Genomic DNA, 16875 nt, shown 5'->3' with positions numbered 1-16875 from the left:
GGCCCGCTCAGTAGCGGCAGCGCAGCATGAGCATCGTGTGCGGGGGGACGTCCAGCCTGCCGCCGGCCTTGGTGACCCGCTTGCGGGCCAGCAGCAGCGGGTCGCCGGTGTGCAGGACCGTCTCCCAGGTGCGCCCGTACGCGCGCGGCGGCACGGTGAAGGTCACCGGCTCCGCGAGGGGGTTGAACAGCACCAGGAAGCAGTCGTCGGAGATCGGCTCGCCCAGCTCGTCGCGTTCCGGTATGCCGTGGCCGTTGAGGAACACGGTCATCGTCATGCCGGACCGGGCGGTCCAGTCCTCGCCGGTCATCGGCTCGCCGTCGCGGCGCAGCCAGGCGATGTCCGGGACCTTCGCGTCGCCGACCGGATCGCCGGTGAAGAAGCGCCGGCGGCGGAAGATCGGGTGTTCGGCGCGCAGCCGGGTCAGCCGGGCGGTGAACAGGGTCAGCACGTCGTGGTGGCGGGCGTCCGCCCAGTCGATCCAGCTCAGCTCGCTGTCGTGGGCGTACACGTTGTTGTTGCCCCGCTGGGTGCGGCTCAGCTCGTCGCCGTGCGAGATCATCGGCACGCCCTGCGACAGCAGGAGCGTGGCGAGGAAGTTGCGCTTCTGCCGCTCGCGCAGCGCGGTCACCTCCGAGTCCTCGGTGGGTCCCTCCACGCCGCCGTTCCAGGACCGGTTGTGGCTCTCGCCGTCCCGGTTCTCCTCGCCGTTGGCCTCGTTGTGCTTCTCGTTGTACGAGACCAGGTCGTTGAGCGTGAACCCGTCGTGCGCGGTCACGAAGTTGATCGAGGCGATCGGGCGGCGGCCGTCGATCTCGTACAGGTCGGATGAGCCGGTGAAGCGGGAGGCGAACTCGCCGAGGCTGGCCGGCTCGCCGCGCCAGAAGTCGCGCACGGTGTCGCGGTACTTGCCGTTCCACTCCGTCCACAGCGGCGGGAAGCCGCCGACCTGGTAGCCGCCGTCGCCGACGTCCCACGGCTCGGCGATCAGCTTGACCTGCGACACGATCGGATCCTGGTTGACCAGGTCGAAGAACGCGGCCAGCCGGTTCACCTCGTGGAACTCCCGCGCCAGCGCGGAGGCGAGGTCGAAGCGGAAGCCGTCGACGTGCATGTCGGTGACCCAGTACCGCAGCGAGTCCATGATCAGCCGCAGCGACTCGTGGTGGCGCACGTTGAGGCTGTTACCGGTGCCGGTGGTGTCGTAGTAGTACTGCTTGTCGCCGTCGACGAGCCGGTAGTAGGCGGGATTGTCGATGCCGCGGAACGACAGGGTCGGGCCCAGGTGGTTGCCCTCGGCGGTGTGGTTGTAGACGACGTCGAGGATGACCTCGATGCCGGCCGCGTGCAGCGCCTTCACCATCGACCGGAACTCCTGCACCTGGCCGCCGCGGCCGCCGAACGACGCGTAGTCGTTGTGCGGCGCGAAGAAGCCGATGGTGTTGTAGCCCCAGTAGTTCGACAGCCCGCGCTCGATCAGGCCGCTGTCGTGCACGAACTGGTGCACCGGCATCAGCTCGACCGCGGTCACCCCGAGGCCCTGGAGATACTTGATCATCACCGGGTGCGCCAGGCCGGAGTAGGTGCCGCGCACGTCCTCGGGAATGCCGGGGTGCCGTGCGGTCATGCCCTTCACGTGCGCCTCGTAGATCACCGTCTGGTGGAACGGTATGCGCAACGGCCGATCGTTGGCCCAGTCGAAGAACGGGTTGATCACCACCGAGCGCATCGCGTACGGCGCCGAGTCGGCGGTGTTCAGGCTGCCCGGATCGCCGAAGTTGTACGAGTAGAGGGCGTTGTTCCACTCGTTGTGGCCCTCGATCGCCTTCGCGTACGGGTCGAGCAGCAGCTTGGCCGGGTTGCACCGCAGCCCCGCCGCGGGGTCGTACGGGCCGTGCACGCGGTAGCCGTACCGCTGGCCGGGCACGACGCGCGGCAGGTAGCCGTGCCAGACCAGGGCCTCGCGCTCCGGCAGGTCGATCCGGGTCTCGACGCCGTCGTCGTCGAACAGGCACAGCTCGACGCGCTCGGCGACCTCGGAGAACAGCGCGAAGTTGGTCCCGCCGCCGTCGTAGGTGGCGCCGAGCGGATACGGATTCCCCGGCCAGATATTCATGTCGACCATCGAACCAGGGGGTTGACATTCCCGCACCAGGGCGTAGTGTCCAACCCATCGGTTGGTAAACCAATCGGTTTATAATCCAGGTGGTTGAGCATGACGACGACGGACCAGATCAGCGGCGTCTTCGCCGCCCTCGCCGACCCGACCCGCAGGGCGATCCTCGCCCGGCTGGCGCGGGGCGAGGCAACGGTCAACGAACTCGCGGCGCCGTTCCCGATCAGCGCGCAGGCGGTCTCGAAGCACCTCAACGTGCTGGAGAAGGCGGGCCTGATCGTCCGCACCCGCGAGGCGCAGTGGCGGCGCTGCCGGATCGAGCCGGCGCCGCTGCGCGACGTCGCGAGCTGGGTCGCGCAGTACCGGCTCCTCTGGGAGGAGCGCTACGACACGCTCGGCACCTACCTGGACGACCTGCAGAAGGAGCAGCCGTGAACACCATCGCCATCAGCACCCCCAGCCCGACCGAGCTCGTCATGAGCCGCACGTTCGACGCGCCGAAGGCCCTGGTCTGGGCCGCGCACACCCAGGCCGAGCACCTGCGCCACTGGTGGGGCCGGGGAAACCCGCTCGACGTGACGATCGACTTCCGGGTCGGCGGCACCTGGCGCTTCGTCGAGACCGCGGACGGGCAGGAGCATCCGTTCCGGGGCGAGTTCCTCGAGATCTCGGCGCCGGACACGTTCACCTGGACGTTCGAGTACGAGCCGATGGCCGGCCACGTCGCGGTGGACACCTACGTCTTCACCGAGGAGGCGGGCCGGACCACGGTGACCAGCACGACGCGCTTCGACACGCAGGCGGATCGCGACGGCATGATGCAGTCGGGCATGGAGCAGGGCGCCAACCAGAGCTACGCGGCCCTGGACGCCTACCTCATCAAGATCGGTTGAGCTCAGGCGAGCAGCGTCGGGATCTTCTCGAACAGCTGCGTCGTGTACGTCATCATCTCGTGCAACATCCAGTTGCCGGAGAACAGGATCGCCGCCCCGACACCCACCGCCTTCGGCACGAACGACAGCGTCGCCTCCTGGATCTGCGTGACCGACTGGAACAACGAGATCGCGAAACCGATGAGCAACGCGGTCACCAGCACCGGCGCACACATCTTCGCCGCGATGGTCATCGCCTGGAGGCCCAGCTCAACGATCTGCGTGTCGGTCATGCAATCCCCATCGGCGCCCCGCCGACACCCGGGGAGTTCAAAACGGGCGCACGACGGTTGCCAACCGGTTCGCACCGCCGAAAGGCTCAAGTCAGCGAGCCGGCGATCCGCCGGGCCTCCTCCGGCGTCCGCACCCCCTCGAGGCGATAGGTGACGCCGGCGTCGGCCCAGATCAGGGTCGGCGCCGCCAGCCGGGCCGTCTCGACGCGCTCGGCGCCGTCGCGGCCGACGTAGGTGACCGGGTGCGGCCCCGGCAGCCAGATGCCGCCCGTGCCCACCTCCACCCACTCGGCGTCGGCGGCGATCTTGAAGAAGCCCGGCGACAGGGCACCGTCGAACTGGTCGAACCGGACGGCGCCGCCGCGGAAGGACATCGAGACCACCCGCGGCGCGCCGCCGGAGTCGGGGTCGGCGAGCGTGACCCGCTCGGGCGCACCCAGCTCGGCCGGCACCCGCACCGGGAACAGCGCGACCCGCCGGGCCTCGGCCAGGTCCGCGTCGCGCAGCGACGGCAGCGGGACGGGCGTGGCCGGCAGGCCGCCGGTGCGGGGCTCGCCGCGTACCTCGATCCCGGCGATGCGCAGCAGCCCGCCGACCGCGTCGACCACCGCCGCGCGCGCCGGCGCGACCACCGCGACCGCGCCGACCAGCGCCGCGGCGCCGGCCAGCAGCCACCGCCGCAGGCGGCGCCGGGCCGGCGCGGGCCGGGTGAGGCGGGCCCGGACCGCGGCCCGCTGGTCCGCCGCCCGCCCCACGTCCAGTGCGTCGCCGAGCGCGCGGAGCTCCGCGACCAGGGCGTCCTCCTGCTCAGGCACCGCGCACCTCCCCCACGACCAGCCGGCCGCGCAGCCTGGCCAGCGCCCGCGAGGTCCGCGACTTCACGGTCCCCTTCGGCAGTCCCAGCGTCTCCGCGGTCTCCGCCTCCGACAGGTCCAGCAGGAACCGCAGCACCAGCACCTCCCGATCCCGGTGATCGAGGAGCCGGATCTGCTCGACCAGGCGGTTCCGGCGCTCGTCCGCCAGCACGGTCTCGGCCGGATCGGGCACGAGCCGCTCCGGCTGCTCGTGCGCGGCGGCGCGCAGCACCAGGCCGTCGCGGCGGCGCCGGGAACGGTGCAGGTTGCGGGTCTCGTTGGCGACGATCGCGAGCAGCCAGGGCCGGAATCCCGACTCGCCGCGATACCGCGAGAGCTGCCGGTACGCCTTCACGAACGCCTCCTGCACCACGTCGTCGGCGTCCGCGCCGGCACCGAGCAGCACCGCGGCCCGGTGCGCGGGCACGGTGTACCGGGCGACCAGGACGTCGTACGCGGAAAGGTCGCCGGCGCGGGCACGGGTCACGGCCGCCGCGTCGTCCAGTTCGGTGACCATGTGCGGCCTCGACACCTCCACGCGGTTGAATCTGACGCCGACACCCCCATGACACCGCGTACCGCGATGAGGTTCCCGGGGAACCGCCGCCGGGCGCGCGGTGTCGACAGGGCATGACGACCAGGCGGAATCTTTTCATCATCGCGGGCGGCGCCGCCCTGACGGCCGCGTGCCGCGAGCCGGCGCGCGCGACCGTGTCCGTGCCGGACCTCGTGGTGGCCGAGGGCCGGCGCGGCCTGGTCGTGCTCGGCGGCGCGCGGCCCCGCGACCTCGGCGACCAGGCCGTGCTGAGCCCGGACGGCGCGCTGGCCTGCGCGGTGTCCCGCGACGACGCCGGTGCCCCGCTCCTGCTCCGGCTCGACCCGGCGAAGGGCGAGCCGGACGGGCGTACCCCGATCGCCGCCGGCTGGGTGCCCCGGGTGATCTCCGCCGACGGCGCCAACAGCGCGCTGACCCGTATGCCCGCGCCGGACCGGCCGGCGGCAAGGCCGCGGACCGCCCTGCTTGTCGTTGCCGGCGGCCGGCAGCGCGAGTACGACCTGGGCGGCGTCGTCGAGCCCGACGCGTTCACCACCGACGGTACCGGCCTGTTCGTGCTGGAGTGGCTGCCGCGCGAGGCGCCGGAGCGGTACCGGGTGCGGCTGCTCGACCTGGGCTCGGGCGTGCTGAATCCGCTTTACACCCGCGACAAGGTGCCGGTGCCGCCCGGCGCCGAGGAGGAGATGCGCGGCGACGGGCGCCAGGCGGTCCTCTCACCCGGCCGCGACGTGCTCTACACGCTCTACACCCATCAGCCCGGTCACCGGCACACCCGCGACCTGATCGCGGGCCGCCCGGGCGGCGCGCACGCGTTCGTGCACGTGCTGCACCTGGCGCAGGGCTGGGCGTACTGCCTGGACCTGCCGCACCCGTTCGGCGAGGGCCCGGCCGCCGGGCACGCCCTCGCGGTGAGCGCGGACGGACGGCGGCTCGCCGTCGCCGACGTGACGTCGGGCTCGCTGGCCTACGCGGACACCGAGACCTTGAAGATCGAGCGGGTGGTCGCCGCCGCGAAGGGCGGCGACGCGGCGAGCCTCGCGTTCACCCCGGACGGCGGCCGGGTGCTGCTCGGCGCGGGCCCGGCCGTGACCGCGTACGACCCGGGCACCGGCGCGGTGGCCGCCCGCTGGTCCGTGCCGACGGCGGTACGCGGGCTGGGGCTCAACCGCGACGGCAGCCGGGTCTACGCGGGCGGCGCCGACGAGATCGTCTGGCTCGACGCCGCCACCGGCGCCCTGCGCGGCCGGGCCCCGGTCGAGGGCCTGACCGCGCTGCGGCACGTCAGGTGAGCGCGCAGGTGATCACGGGCGTCGCCGCCGGGCCCGAGCCGACGAAGCCGAAGCTGGTGCTCGCCCCCGCGGCCAGGGTGCCGTTGTGCGCGGCGTTGCGCACGGTCACGGCCGTGCCGGCCGTGCTCAGCACGCCGTTCCACAGCGACGCCACCGTCGTACCGGACGGATAGGTCCAGGTCGCGGTCCAGGCGCGGCCCGCGGTCGTGCCCGTGTTCCGGATCGTGACCTCGCCCTGGAAGCCGCCGGACCACGCGCTGGTCTGCGTGTACGTGGCGCCGCAGGCACCGGCGGGCGGGTTGGGCGTCGACGACGACGACGGCACCGGGGTGGACGGCTCGACGCCGCCGCCGTAGCGGGCCGCCAGGCTGATCCCGGTCGAGCTGCCCGCGCCGCCCAGCGGCACCTGGTGGTCGAGGCTGACGAACTTGCCGCCGTACTGCCACAGGGCGGGCTTGAGCATGGCGTACTTCTGCTCGTCCCAGGTCTTCCAGTCGTCGAGCAGCAGGCCGCCGGTGTCGCCCGAGTTCGGGTTGAGCACCCAGAACGTCTGGTGCAGCCGCTTCTCCACGATCAGGTCCCGCAGCGCGGTCATCCAGCGGTCCTGCCGGGCGTCCTGGCCGAGCCGGCCGCCCCACTCGCCGACCAGCAGCGGCGCGATGTTCGAGTCGTGCACGTAGAGCCAGTTGGGCGTCCACACGTCGGCGGTCAGCGAGGCCTTGTCGAACGGCTTGGCGAACCACGGCTGCTCGTACACCAGCGGCCCGTAGTCGTGCGGCGAGTAGACGAGCTGGTCCTGGTTGGCACCCAGGTCGACCGGGTGGTCCCGGACGCCGCGCAGGTTGGCGCCCCACCAGACGTTGTCGTAGGTCTTGCCGTCGGTGGACGACCAGCTCACGCCGTCCTTCGGGTACACCTCGATCCCCTCGCAGAGGATCAGCACGTCCGGGTTGATCGCCAGGATCCGCCGGCCGGCGGTCTGGCAGGTGTTCTTGAAGTTGTCCACGTCGGACGACGAGTCCCACTTGGCCCGCGGGCTCTCGTTGGGCCGGCCGTGCGGCTCGTTCTTGACGTCCATCGCGACGAGCGTGTCGTTGGTCCGGTAGCGCTGCGCGACCCACTCCCAGGCCTGGTAGAACAGCTCCGGCGTGACGGCGCCCTTGTACCAGACCGGGTAGACGTGCCCGGAGTTGTCGGCCTCCGCGCTGTGCACGTCGAGCAGGACCTTCATGCCGTACCGCTCGCACAGGGCCAGGAACGCGTCGAAGACCTCCAGTGTGGTCTTCCCGGCGAGCTCCGGGTTCGCGTACGTGTTGACCCCGGACGACACGGCGGCCTGCCCGGCCTTCCACTCCAGCAGGAGCTGGGTCGAGATGGGCACCCGGACCAGGTTGATGCCGCGGTCGGCCATCGACTTGGTCACCTCGGTGAGGTTCGCCGACCAGAGGCCGTGGAAGACCCGCTCGCCGGCGTTGAACCCGAACCAGTTGGCGCCGGTCAGCCAGACCGGGTTGCCGGCCTGGTCGAGGATCTGGTTGCCCTGCACGTGCAGCCAGTCCTTGGCCGGCACGGCGGCCGCCGCCTGCGAGGAGCCGGACGTGGCGAACCACAGCAGCGGCGCGGCGAGGACCGCCGCTGCCGCCGCGGCGAGCCGCCGCTTGCTTCGAGTCGAGAACATGCGCGAATTCCTCCGATGGGGTGTGGGAGCGCTCCCACACCACAGCATGTGACATCGACGAAACCAAATCCAGTGTTTCGAAAAACCTTGCTAGTAGAGCGCGAGGGTGTGCTCCACCTGGGAGTGCAGCGGCGCCGGCAACGCGTCGCGGTCGAACCAGCCCAGCTCGTCGAACTTGTCCGGCTCCCCGATCCTCACCGCGGCCGGATCCACCCGTACGGCGAAGACGAGCGCGACCCAGTGCGACGGCGGCTCGGCCCGCACCACGTTGCGCACGCCGAGCAGCGTGATCTCCCGAGGGACGGCCCCGTACTCCTCGGCGACCTCCCGCGCGACGGCGGCGTCGAACGTCTCACCGAACTCCAGCGCCCCGGCGCCGGTGTCCCAGGTCCCGGGCTCGTCCCGCGCACCGGCGGAGCGGCGGGCCAGCAGGATCTTGTCGCCACCGTCGTGGCAGATGAAGACGCAGGAGACGCGCGGTTCCGAGGTCACCCGGCGAATTCTGCCGGACGGATCCACGGGTCGAGGATCAGGTGGTCGAGGCCGATCGCGGCGAACCTGTCGTACAGCGGCTGCGTCAGCTGGACCATCATCACCCGTATCCTGCCGTCCTCCGAGGTGGCCTCGTAGATGCCCGACGCGGGGTCGTTCATCAGCGCCCCGACCGCCTCGCCGATGGTGGCTTGCAGCCTGGTCTCGGCGGCGATGCTGTGCCCGCCGGGCGCGGCGACCACGCAGAGGTTGTCGGTGTAGATCGCGGTCAGCGCCGCCCTGGCCTGGTCCACGTCGCCGCTCACCACCTCGACCACCAGGATGCGGGCGTTCCCGACGTGCGTCGCGAACGGCTCCGCGAACCGGTCGGCATGTGCCCGCAGATACTCGTGGACCTGGTCGTCGACCCAGTCCTCGCCGTCTCGCCAGCCACCGGCCGGCGCCGGGCACGGCGGGGTGTCCGGCAGATCGGCATCCCCGAGCGCGCCGGCCGACGTGGGCGCGTACGGCAGCCACCGGATGTCGGACAGCCGGCCCGAATGCCACCGCCCGCGCAGCGTCGCTCCGGCCGTCGGCCTGACGCCCGGCACCCGGATGCCATGCGGGCAGGTATCGCCGACGACCGGAAGCGGGACCGGGGCCGGCGAGCACAGCTCCGCATCCTCGACCGGACCGCTCGCCTCGACGAGATCCCCGTCCCGGACGATCAGCTCGGCCCGCCCCGCGGGAACGATCACCGGCACCGGCACCGACGCGGGCACCGGTGGTGGCGATACCCGCTGAGGTGCGGACCCCAGCCCTCCCACGGCCAGGATCGTGGCCGCCGCCACAGCGACCGGCACCCGCCGATCCCGCCGCTTCGGGGTCACCGACCGGCTCGTCCCGCCGCCATCTCCCAAGTCGCGCACCGTCCAGACGGTAGGCGCTGATCATTCCCTTGGCGTCCGCCGAGCCAGCCAACCGCACCACCGAACGGAGGAGGGCCGTCCGCCAGGCCGCGCGGTGAGGCCGGTGGACGCACTCACAGGCCGCGATCCGCCCTCCCGCTGCCGCAGATGTTGTCAGATCATGGTCGTTGGGGTCGACCAGATCGGTGTCGGTCGTATCGTGCTCGCCGGTTGTGAAGGGCTTCCGGCCGCTGGGCGAGGGTGACTTGGTGCCGGAGATCGCGGAAGCGGGCAGGGACGGTGCCGGGTTGACAGATGGCCCAGGCTCGGCCGCCGACAGTGGGCGGGCCGGGAGTCGGGAACCGTCGGTTCGCGGCAGCTCGGCAGTCACGGTCGTCCAATGGGTGGAGGTGCACCGGCTGGCGGTCGCCGGCCGGGAGCCCGCGATCGCCCAGGATGTCGGGGACCGGGTGGCAAGGGTGTGGTTGCCCAGGTCCCGGTTCGCGGACGTGGCGGCCCTGGCGGCCGCGACCCTGACGCTCGGCCCGGACGCCGGCTCCTTCTACGACCTGGGCTGGGCCCAGTCCTCCACCGGGCACCCCCGACAGGCGTTGGCCAACTACGAGCAGGCCCTGCACCGGTATCGCGAAGCCGGCGACCGCGGGAACGAGGCCGCCACCCTCTCCAACATCGGCCACGTGCACAACGGGCTCGGGGAGCAGCAACAGGCCTTGGACTACTACCGGCAGGCCCTGCCCACCCTGCGGGAGGTCGGCGCCCGCGCCGGCGAAGCCACCATTCTCAACAACATCGGCTCCGTGCACGACAGGCTCGGGGACCGGCTTCAGGCCCTGGACTACTACCAGCAGGCCCTGCCCATCATGCGGGAGGTCGGCGCCCGCGGCGGCGAAGCCGCCACCCTCAACAACATCGGCCACGTGTACGACGGGCTCGGGGACTTTGAGCAGGCCCTGACCTACTACCGGCAGGCCCTGCCCATCCGGCGGGAGAACGGCGACCGCGGCGGCGAAGCCACGACCCTCAACAACATCGGCGCCGCGCACAACGGGCTCGGGGACCGGCAACAGGCCCTGGCCTACTACCGGCAGGCCCTGCCCATCCTGCGGGAGGTCGGCGACCGCGCCGGCGAAGCCACCACCCTCACCAACGTCGGCCATGTGTACGACGGGCTCGGGGACCGGCAACAGGCCCTGGACTACTACCGGCAGGCCCTGCCCATCCGGCAGGGGGTCGGTGACCGCGCCGGCGAAGCCGTCACGCGATTCAACATCGCGATGGTCCACTGGGCGGAGCGGAATCTCGACCTGGCAATCGGCGAGCTTGAAATCGTCGTCGACCTCGATCGCCAAATCGGCTACCCGGACCTCGAATCCGACATCTTCGCGCTCGAACGGGTACGCCAAGAACGAGCAAGAAGCCGACAGGCGACCTGATCACTCAATCAATCGGCGTGTCTGAGCACGCTGCCGCCTACACTGCCCACCGTGATCGATCTTGATGCCGTCGAGGAACAGCAGCCGCCGCGGCGCTCCCGGGTCCGGGTATACATCGCCGCGGCCGTGGCCGTCCTGCTCGTGGCCGGTGGTGCCACCGCGTTCCTGATCCACCGGTACAGCGGGACGCAGGTCAGGTTCGAGGTGGAGACGACGAGCGGCACCGCCATCATGGTGCAGTGGAACGTCGGCATCAGCGCCATCGGCAGTGAGCACGCCAGGAGGCCCGACAAGTACATCGTGACCCCGTGGTCGACCACCGTGACGGTGGACGACTACCAGGATGCCGCGACCCTCCTGGTCATGTCCTCGGACACCGACGAGGTGACCTGCCGGATCATCGTCGAGGGCGAGACCGTCTCCGAGCTCACCCACACGCGCGGCGCGGCCTGCCTCCTGGGCCTCGATCGGCTCAAGGAGCTCGCGGGCCTGGATCCCTCCGAGGAGAGCGTCCCCTAGCCTCACGCGCGCCGTCCGATGTCGGTGGGTACCGGTAACCTCCGGCGATGATCACGAATGATGTGGAACGGGTGCCGACCTCGGCCGAGGCGGCCCGCCTCTGGGCGCTGGTGGAGTCGGCGTGGGCCGCGTGCGGTCCGGAGGCGGCCACCGTCCGCCGGGCGCTCGTCGACCGCGATCCGGCGACCGATGACGACAACGACGACATCTACCTGCTCGATGCCTGGTTGGAACGGTTCCTGACGCAGCTGCAGCGACTGAGCGCCGACCTGTCGAGGGCGGAACTGACGGACCTGGACCGGGTGGTCGAGCGCAAGCTCTACGACATCGATCGGCGGGAGATCCAGGAGCAGACCGACGGCTCGGACGACGGCTTCCTGTACGCCCGCGGCTTCATCGTCGCGGCGGGCCAGGAGTTCTACGACGCGGTGAACGCCGACCCCGCGATGGCGGTGATGGAGGCGGAGTGCGAGACGATGTGCTACCTCTTCGCTCACCTGCACGAGGAGCGTTTCGGCGGCTTCCCGGACACCGGCTCGGGCATCTCCCGCGAGTCGTGCCGCAACCCCGGCGGCTGGTGACCGGGCCGCCCGCTACCGCGGATCGACGGGAGGGCCGGCGGCGACCCAGGCGCCCGCCCCCGGGTCGTAGCGCAGCGTGACCGCCTCGGCGGCCATCAGCGCGCCCAACTGCTCGTAGGCGGCCGGCGGCAGGTCGGCGGTGAGCTCGACGTCCATGCCGTGCACGCCGTCCCGGAGCACGATGCTGCGTCCGGCGCCGCCTCCGCGCACCCGGGCGAACGCGGCGTTGAAGAGCTTCGCGATCCCGGCTCCGGTTGTCTCGCCCAGCATCTCGCCGAGCTTCTTCAGGAAGCCGTGCACGGGCAGCGCGAGGAGAACCAGCAGCGCCAGGTCGGCGGCGACGGCCCGGGTGCGCTGGGCCTCGACGACCGGCGCCGAGGCGCCCGGCCCGCCGAGTCCGGCGGCGAGGACCTCGGCGGCCTCGGGCTCGCCGAAGTGGACGACGGAGACGGTGTCAGCCATGGCGCTCCTCTGCGGTACCGAACAGGCTCGAGCGGGTGGAGCGCATGAAGAGCGTCGGGGTGCTCCACTCGAGGGAGCCCCGCCCGTCGCGTTTGACCGCCAGGCGGGCGAGCATTGCCGCGACGTCCATCGGGGCGGAGACGGCGACGGCCTCGTAGAAGACGGTCGCGAACGTGCGGGCGGCCGGGTCGGAGACGACGTCGCGCATCGACAGCACCGTCCCGACGCCCCGGCGGACCAGCGCCTCGGCGGTGCTGGAATAGCCGCGCCGGCCGTCGCCGCGTGCCGACTCGCAGGTGTTGAGGACCGCGAGCCGTAGCTGGCGCTGGCCGGCGAGGATCGCGCCGAGGTCACCGGCGGACACCGGGTCGGCCCAGCCCCGGTCGTCGGCGAAGGCCAGGAAGCCCTCGCCGAGTTCCGGATGGTAGCCGCCGTGCCCGACGATGTGCAGCATGTGGTACTGCCGCTTGTAGAGCTTGCGCTGGAGGTCCTTCCACGTCTGCCCGTTGACCCAGGTCAGCCGGACCAGTCCGTCGCGGGTGAGTTGGCCGAGCGCCGACTCGACCGCGTGCCGTTCCTCGTCGACCCCCAGCGGCGGCATGTCGCGGGGCGACACGGCCATACCCAGCACGTGCAGCGGCGGCCGGTCCACCGGAGGGGCCGTCGGCACCGGCAGCTCGACGTAGCGCACCAGCGGATGTTCGAGGGCCAGGTGCGCACCGGTGAGTTCGTCGAACATCAGCTCCCACGGCAGCGCGGCGTGCTCCGGCGCCCGGGGGCGCAGCACCAGCCGGAGCAGGCGGCCGTGCGGCGCGCGGGCGTCGCCGGCCCCCGCCGCGGCCTTGCAGCCGCGGTACAGAGCCCCGGCCTCGCCGTGCAACACCGCCGAGAACAGCATGCCGCCGAGGTCGCGGACCGCGGCCAGGTCGGCCGGCGAGGTCAGCGCCGGGCTCAGCCGCGCGGTGTCGACCGCGGCCGCCGCCCGCGCCACGGCCCGGTCGAGCCCGGCGGGCAGCCGCAGCGGTACCTCCACCTCCCCGGCCGAGCCACGAAGCTGCACGGTATGGCCGTCGTCGGCGCCGCCGGGCCGGCGCGAGACGGCGATCTCGAGGTCGGCGACCGCGGGCGGCCGCCAGCCGTGCACCACATCCTCGACGGCGGTGTGGCTCTGGCCGAGCCGTTCGAGGCGTTCGGCGACCCGCGCCCGCCACACCGTTACCGTGCTCGTCTCACCCAGGTGCGAGGCGAACGTCCAGTAGGAACCGGGCGGCCCCGCGCCCCGCGTCCACTGCTGCGGCAGGACGGGTGCCGCCGCGACCGACCCGTCCGCCGGCACGCGCAGCAGGTCGGCCCGGAACGCCTCGGCGCTCTGGTACCGGTCGAGTGGGCTCTTGTTCATCGCCGTCAGCACGACCGCGTCGACGTCGCCACGGACATCCGGGTTGAACCGGCTGGGTGGCACCGGATCCTCGCGGACGTGCTTGTAGGCGATCGAGATGGGGTCGTCGCCGAGAAACGGCGGTCGACCGGACAGCAGCGTGTACAGCAGACATCCGGCGGCGTAGACGTCCGTACGGGCGTCGACGGGGGCGCCCCGGGCCTGTTCCGGGGACAGATACAGGATGGTGCCGATGACCGCGTGAGACAACCGCACGGGCGAACTCCCCGAGGAGGAGGCCCGGGCGATGCCGAAGTCCATGACCTTGACCTGGCCGGCGTAGGTGAGCATCACGTTGCCCGGTTTGATGTCGCGGTGCACGAGGCCGTGGCGATGGCTGAACTCCAGCGCCGCGCAGACCTCCGCCGTGATCCACAGTGCCTGCCGCGGCTCCGGCCGGCCGGCCCGCAGGAAGTCGCGCAGCGAGCGGCCGTCGACGAGCTCCATGATCAGGTATGGCACGCTGTCGCCGTTCGGCATCGGCTCATCGCCGGCGTCGTAGACGGCCACGATCCCGGGGTGGCTCAGAGCGGCGGTGTTCTGCACCTCCCGGCGGAAACGACCCGTCTCGATCTCGTCCCCGCCCAGGCGCGGGTGCGGCATCTTGACGGCGACGTCCCGGCCGAGCCGCAGGTCGTGTCCCCTGTACACGACGCCCATCCCGCCGGCGCCGAGCAGCTCACCGACCTCGTACCGGCCACCGAGCCTGATCGACACCACCGCTCCATCCCGCCGATCACGGATCGTCCAGGGTAGGACACTAACGGCAACCGGCGGCGGCATTCAACGGTGTCGCTCGCACGTGCCGGCGTCCAGTCGGTCTCCAATCGAATTCCAGTCGGTGCTTGCAGCATCACCGTAAGACTGATCGCAATTCGAAGGAGCCCGATGAAACCGCGATCCCTACTGTCGCTTCGTCGTATCGCCGTCCTGCTCGCCGCCGCGCTGGCGGGCCTCACCCTCGTCGCGACGCCGGCCGGCGCGCAGGAGCGCGGCCCCCGCGCCGCATTCAGCGGTCCCTCCGCCAAGGGGACCACCGTCACCACGCAGGTGGCCGGCGCACCGATCCTCTGCGAGGTCAACTACGGCAACGACGTGACCCTGTCCGGAGGACTCCTCAACGTGACCTGGGCCGTCCTGTGCCGGTACACCGACGACGGTCAGTTCGCGAAGGAGGTCAAAGACATCACCATGTTGGTCACCATTTTCCAGAACAACCGGATTGTCGGTGAGAGCGGGTTCTGCCCGGCGTCTCCCGAGGCGTTCAAGGCCTGCATTCACAGGGTGCCCTTCCCCGGAGGCACCGGCCGCATCCACAGCGAGATGTACGCGAAGGTGACGTGGAACGACGGCTATCCGCCGATCGCGGGCGTATTCGCCTCCCCCGGCTTCACCATCACCTGAGCCACCGCTTCGCCGCCGAGCCCTCCCGCCGCCGGCGGGAGGGCTCCGGGCCTCACGTGCGCCGCAGCGAGCGGGACAGGCCGGCGGCGATCGTGGTGGCCAGGACCAGGCCGGCGGCGATGAAGACGTACGAGATCCATTGGTAGGCACCGCGGGGCACGAACGCGTTCTGCTGTCCGAAGTCGACGATCGGCAGCAGCAGGTCGAGCGTGTACACGAGCGCGTTGAACGGTGGCGCCTTGGGCGGCTCGGCCGCGGCGGGCGGGTGCAGCCCGAAGACGACCGTGCCGACCACCAGCAGGGCGGCGAAGAGCGCGGCGGCGCGCTGCGGGCGGTAGCCGTACCCGACGGTGGCGTCCTGAAGCAGGCCCCAGGCGCGGGTGAAGCCGGAGCCGCGGGCGGTGTCGCGGCGCTGGCGTGCCAGCAGCAGCAGCCGCGCCTGGTCGCCCCGGCCCTGCCCGCGCAGGACCGCGGCCAGCTGCTCGTACGGCTGGCGGTGATGGGAGTCCGGGTCCCGGGCCAGCCAGTCGACCCGCCGGGCGGCGCCGAGCTGCGGCTCGAGGATCTCGTAGGTGAGCCCGTTCAGGTCCAACCGCTCCGGCCAGGTGTCCGGGTCGTCGCGCAGCTCGCCGACCCGCGCGTGCCGCAGGTCCACCCGGCCGTCGGGCGGGCGCGCCCAGCGCAGCGTCAGCTCGGCCGCCTGCGCCCGCCAGCAGGTCAGCGCGGTGCCGCCGGCGGCGCTGAGCGCGGCGTCGTCGAAGCAGAGCTTGCTGGCGACGACGGCGTTGTCGAGCCGGACCGTGCCGCCGGCGTAGAAGCCGTCGCAGCAGTGGAACGTCGAGTCGGCGCGCACCCCGATGGCGTTGAGCGCGACGCCGTCCGGGTTGTACAGGTCGGCGCCGCGCAGCCGGATCGGGCCGTGCACGGTGGCGTCCTCCATCCGCAGCTCGCCGAGGACGCGCAGGCCCTCGCCGCCGTCGAGCACGCCGTCGACGACCACCGCGTCCAGGCGCAGCGCGACGGCGCCGGGCGCCTCGAACCCGGCGTCGGTCAGGCTCAGCGTCCGTCCGATCCGGGCGCTCACCGCGCGGACCTCGCCGTGCACGGACAGGCCGCGGCCCAGGAACAGGCCGCCGTCGATCGTGGCCCGGTCGAGCCGGACCGCCACGGCACCGGGATTGCGCAGCGTCGAACCGGTGAGCACCAGCGCGTTGCTGATCCGGGCGTGCCGCAGCCGGATCTCGCCCTCGACGTGGCAGCGGCGGGCGAAGAAGGCGCTGTCGACGAGCACGTTGTCCGCCGCGAGGGCGATCCGGCCGGGCGCGGTGATCCGGGCGTCGTCGAACTCGACGCCGCCGGCGCAGCGGGCGTGGTAGAGGTGCACGGGACCGTCGAATTCGCCGTCGTTGCCGGAGAAGTCACCGCCGACGGTGCTGTGATCGGCCATGACGGCGGGCCCGGCGGGGTTGTTGACCCGGATGCCCGCCATCCGGAGGCTGCCGGCGATCTTCGCCCCGTACAGCTTGATCTCGCCGTCGACCGCGCAGCCGCGCAGCGACAGGTCGCCGCCGACGACCGCGGCGGAGGCGTGCAGGCCGGGCAGGCGCGATCCGGTGAAGCTGACGAAGCGCAGGTTCGACCAGGACAGCTGGGGTGGCTGCTCGAAGTCGCAGCTCTCGAGCCGGATCGCGTGCGCGACCTCGGCGAACTCCAGGCCGAGCGTCCCGGTGACGGTGGCGCCGGTGACCCACAGGCCGCGGCTGCCGCCCGGCGCCTCGAGGAGCAGGGCGGCCAGCACCGAGCCACGTACCGGTTCCGCGGCCGTGAAGACCGTGTGCTCGCCGGACCCGAACGCCTCTCGGACCCGGCTCTCATGCTCCGTCAGGCTCAGGTCGTCGCCTCCGCCGGCGCTCCGGCGACGACCTGAGCTTTCAAACTGAGCTGATGATTCGCTCGCGGGCTCGCTCATGCGTCCATTGT

General features: G+C 71.9%; 17 protein-coding genes. 7 read left to right on the top strand and 10 right to left on the bottom strand.

Going from position 1 to position 16875, the window contains the following annotated elements; translation table 11 throughout:
• Positions 1 to 7: 7 nt before the first annotated feature.
• Positions 8 to 2116 (bottom strand): glycogen debranching protein GlgX, encoded by a 2109-nt coding sequence (gene glgX, locus BJ971_RS15710; RefSeq protein ID WP_184993800.1) that lies wholly within the window; start codon positions 2114 to 2116, stop codon positions 8 to 10.
• A 99-nt stretch (positions 2117 to 2215) separates the two neighbouring features.
• On the opposite strand from glgX, the gene BJ971_RS15705 reads away from it, so the two are divergent.
• Both BJ971_RS15705 and BJ971_RS15700 read left to right on the top strand, forming a co-directional pair.
• Positions 2216 to 2551: an ArsR/SmtB family transcription factor gene (locus BJ971_RS15705; protein WP_184993798.1), complete on the top strand. Its 336-nt coding sequence runs from the start codon at positions 2216 to 2218 to the stop codon at positions 2549 to 2551.
• Entirely contained in the window at positions 2548 to 3009 is a 462-nt protein-coding gene (locus BJ971_RS15700; protein ID WP_239087219.1) for an SRPBCC family protein, read from the top strand. Before BJ971_RS15705 ends, BJ971_RS15700 begins: the two co-directional genes overlap by 4 nt.
• Before the next feature lie 2 nt (positions 3010 to 3011).
• On the opposite strand, the gene fliQ is transcribed toward BJ971_RS15700, so the two are convergent.
• The 3 genes from fliQ to BJ971_RS15685 form a co-directional block, all read right to left on the bottom strand.
• A complete protein-coding gene (fliQ, locus tag BJ971_RS15695) occupies positions 3012 to 3281 on the bottom strand; it encodes a flagellar biosynthesis protein FliQ (RefSeq protein ID WP_184993796.1) in 270 nt (89 codons plus the stop codon).
• Positions 3282 to 3367: 86 nt separating this feature from the next.
• A complete protein-coding gene (locus BJ971_RS15690; RefSeq protein WP_184993794.1) occupies positions 3368 to 4096 on the bottom strand; it encodes a hypothetical protein in 729 nt (242 codons plus the stop codon).
• The gene (locus BJ971_RS15685) at positions 4089 to 4652 is read right to left on the bottom strand and encodes an RNA polymerase sigma factor (RefSeq protein ID WP_184998885.1); all 564 of its coding nucleotides are present in this window, start codon (positions 4650 to 4652) and stop codon (positions 4089 to 4091) included. The genes BJ971_RS15690 and BJ971_RS15685 overlap by 8 nt, the downstream gene beginning before the upstream one ends.
• Positions 4653 to 4765: 113 nt before the next feature.
• Between BJ971_RS15685 and BJ971_RS15680 the strand changes: the two genes are divergently transcribed.
• Positions 4766 to 5980 carry a YncE family protein gene (locus BJ971_RS15680; protein WP_184993792.1) on the top strand — a complete coding sequence of 405 codons (1215 nt, stop codon included), beginning with the start codon at positions 4766 to 4768 and terminating at the stop codon, positions 5978 to 5980.
• Here BJ971_RS15680 and BJ971_RS15675 read toward each other — a convergent pair.
• The 3 genes from BJ971_RS15675 to BJ971_RS42140 all read right to left on the bottom strand — a co-directional run bounded on the left by BJ971_RS15675 (position 5973) and on the right by BJ971_RS42140 (position 8911).
• Complete coding sequence (locus BJ971_RS15675) at positions 5973 to 7658, bottom strand: cellulase family glycosylhydrolase (RefSeq protein ID WP_184993790.1); 1686 nt, start codon at positions 7656 to 7658, stop codon at positions 5973 to 5975. The genes BJ971_RS15680 and BJ971_RS15675 overlap by 8 nt on opposite strands.
• Positions 7659 to 7748: 90 nt before the next feature.
• Entirely contained in the window at positions 7749 to 8150 is a 402-nt protein-coding gene (locus tag BJ971_RS42145) for an NUDIX domain-containing protein (RefSeq protein WP_239087220.1), read from the bottom strand.
• Positions 8147 to 8911 carry a hypothetical protein gene (locus BJ971_RS42140; RefSeq protein ID WP_239087221.1) on the bottom strand — a complete coding sequence of 255 codons (765 nt, stop codon included), beginning with the start codon at positions 8909 to 8911 and terminating at the stop codon, positions 8147 to 8149. Before BJ971_RS42140 ends, BJ971_RS42145 begins: the two co-directional genes overlap by 4 nt.
• Before the next feature lie 530 nt (positions 8912 to 9441).
• Between BJ971_RS42140 and BJ971_RS15665 the strand changes: the two genes are divergently transcribed.
• From BJ971_RS15665 to BJ971_RS15655, 3 genes are read left to right on the top strand one after another with little or no spacing between them, the layout of a single operon-like run.
• Positions 9442 to 10491 carry a tetratricopeptide repeat protein gene (locus BJ971_RS15665; RefSeq protein WP_311772759.1) on the top strand — a complete coding sequence of 350 codons (1050 nt, stop codon included), beginning with the start codon at positions 9442 to 9444 and terminating at the stop codon, positions 10489 to 10491.
• A gap of 51 nt (positions 10492 to 10542) precedes the next feature.
• The gene (locus BJ971_RS42135) at positions 10543 to 11010 is read left to right on the top strand and encodes an MmpS family transport accessory protein (RefSeq protein ID WP_184993786.1); all 468 of its coding nucleotides are present in this window, start codon (positions 10543 to 10545) and stop codon (positions 11008 to 11010) included.
• Positions 11011 to 11057: 47 nt separating this feature from the next.
• Positions 11058 to 11591: a DUF4240 domain-containing protein gene (locus tag BJ971_RS15655; protein WP_184993784.1), complete on the top strand. Its 534-nt coding sequence runs from the start codon at positions 11058 to 11060 to the stop codon at positions 11589 to 11591.
• Between the two features lie 12 nt (positions 11592 to 11603).
• Here the strand turns inward: BJ971_RS15655 and BJ971_RS15650 are convergent, their stop codons facing one another.
• Positions 11604 to 12053, bottom strand: a complete 450-nt coding sequence (locus tag BJ971_RS15650; RefSeq protein WP_184993782.1) for a hypothetical protein — start codon at positions 12051 to 12053, stop codon at positions 11604 to 11606.
• Complete coding sequence (locus tag BJ971_RS15645; protein WP_275411352.1) at positions 12046 to 14208, bottom strand: protein kinase domain-containing protein; 2163 nt, start codon at positions 14206 to 14208, stop codon at positions 12046 to 12048. Before BJ971_RS15645 ends, BJ971_RS15650 begins: the two co-directional genes overlap by 8 nt.
• A 72-nt stretch (positions 14209 to 14280) precedes the next feature.
• Between BJ971_RS15645 and BJ971_RS15640 the strand changes: the two genes are divergently transcribed.
• A complete protein-coding gene (locus BJ971_RS15640; protein ID WP_184993778.1) occupies positions 14281 to 14895 on the top strand; it encodes a hypothetical protein in 615 nt (204 codons plus the stop codon).
• 52 nt (positions 14896 to 14947) lie between these two features.
• Here the strand turns inward: BJ971_RS15640 and BJ971_RS15635 are convergent, their stop codons facing one another.
• Positions 14948 to 16864, bottom strand: a complete 1917-nt coding sequence (locus BJ971_RS15635) for an oxidoreductase (RefSeq protein WP_184993776.1) — start codon at positions 16862 to 16864, stop codon at positions 14948 to 14950.
• Positions 16865 to 16875 lie beyond the last annotated feature (11 nt).

Origin of the sequence: Amorphoplanes digitatis (assembly GCF_014205335.1) — a bacterium.
GTDB lineage: Bacteria > Actinomycetota > Actinomycetes > Mycobacteriales > Micromonosporaceae > Actinoplanes > Actinoplanes digitatus.
The sequence above is the reverse complement of the archived record's forward strand: the minus strand, read 5'-3'. Positions and strand labels throughout refer to the sequence as shown.

What these genes read in the sequence shown, in the direction of transcription:
- fliQ (WP_184993796.1), bottom strand. Translation starts at nt 3,281, where the DNA reads ATGACCGACACGCAGATCGTTGAGCTGGGCCTCCAGGCGATGACCATC.
- BJ971_RS15685 (WP_184998885.1), bottom strand. Translation starts at nt 4,652, where the DNA reads ATGGTCACCGAACTGGACGACGCGGCGGCCGTGACCCGTGCCCGCGCC.
- BJ971_RS15650 (WP_184993782.1), bottom strand. Translation starts at nt 12,053, where the DNA reads ATGGCTGACACCGTCTCCGTCGTCCACTTCGGCGAGCCCGAGGCCGCC.
- BJ971_RS15680 (WP_184993792.1), top strand. Translation starts at nt 4,766, where the DNA reads ATGACGACCAGGCGGAATCTTTTCATCATCGCGGGCGGCGCCGCCCTG.
- BJ971_RS15635 (WP_184993776.1), bottom strand. Translation starts at nt 16,864, where the DNA reads ATGAGCGAGCCCGCGAGCGAATCATCAGCTCAGTTTGAAAGCTCAGGT.
- BJ971_RS15675 (WP_184993790.1), bottom strand. Translation starts at nt 7,658, where the DNA reads ATGTTCTCGACTCGAAGCAAGCGGCGGCTCGCCGCGGCGGCAGCGGCG.
- BJ971_RS15705 (WP_184993798.1), top strand. Translation starts at nt 2,216, where the DNA reads ATGACGACGACGGACCAGATCAGCGGCGTCTTCGCCGCCCTCGCCGAC.
- glgX (WP_184993800.1), bottom strand. Translation starts at nt 2,116, where the DNA reads ATGAATATCTGGCCGGGGAATCCGTATCCGCTCGGCGCCACCTACGAC.
- BJ971_RS15655 (WP_184993784.1), top strand. Translation starts at nt 11,058, where the DNA reads ATGATCACGAATGATGTGGAACGGGTGCCGACCTCGGCCGAGGCGGCC.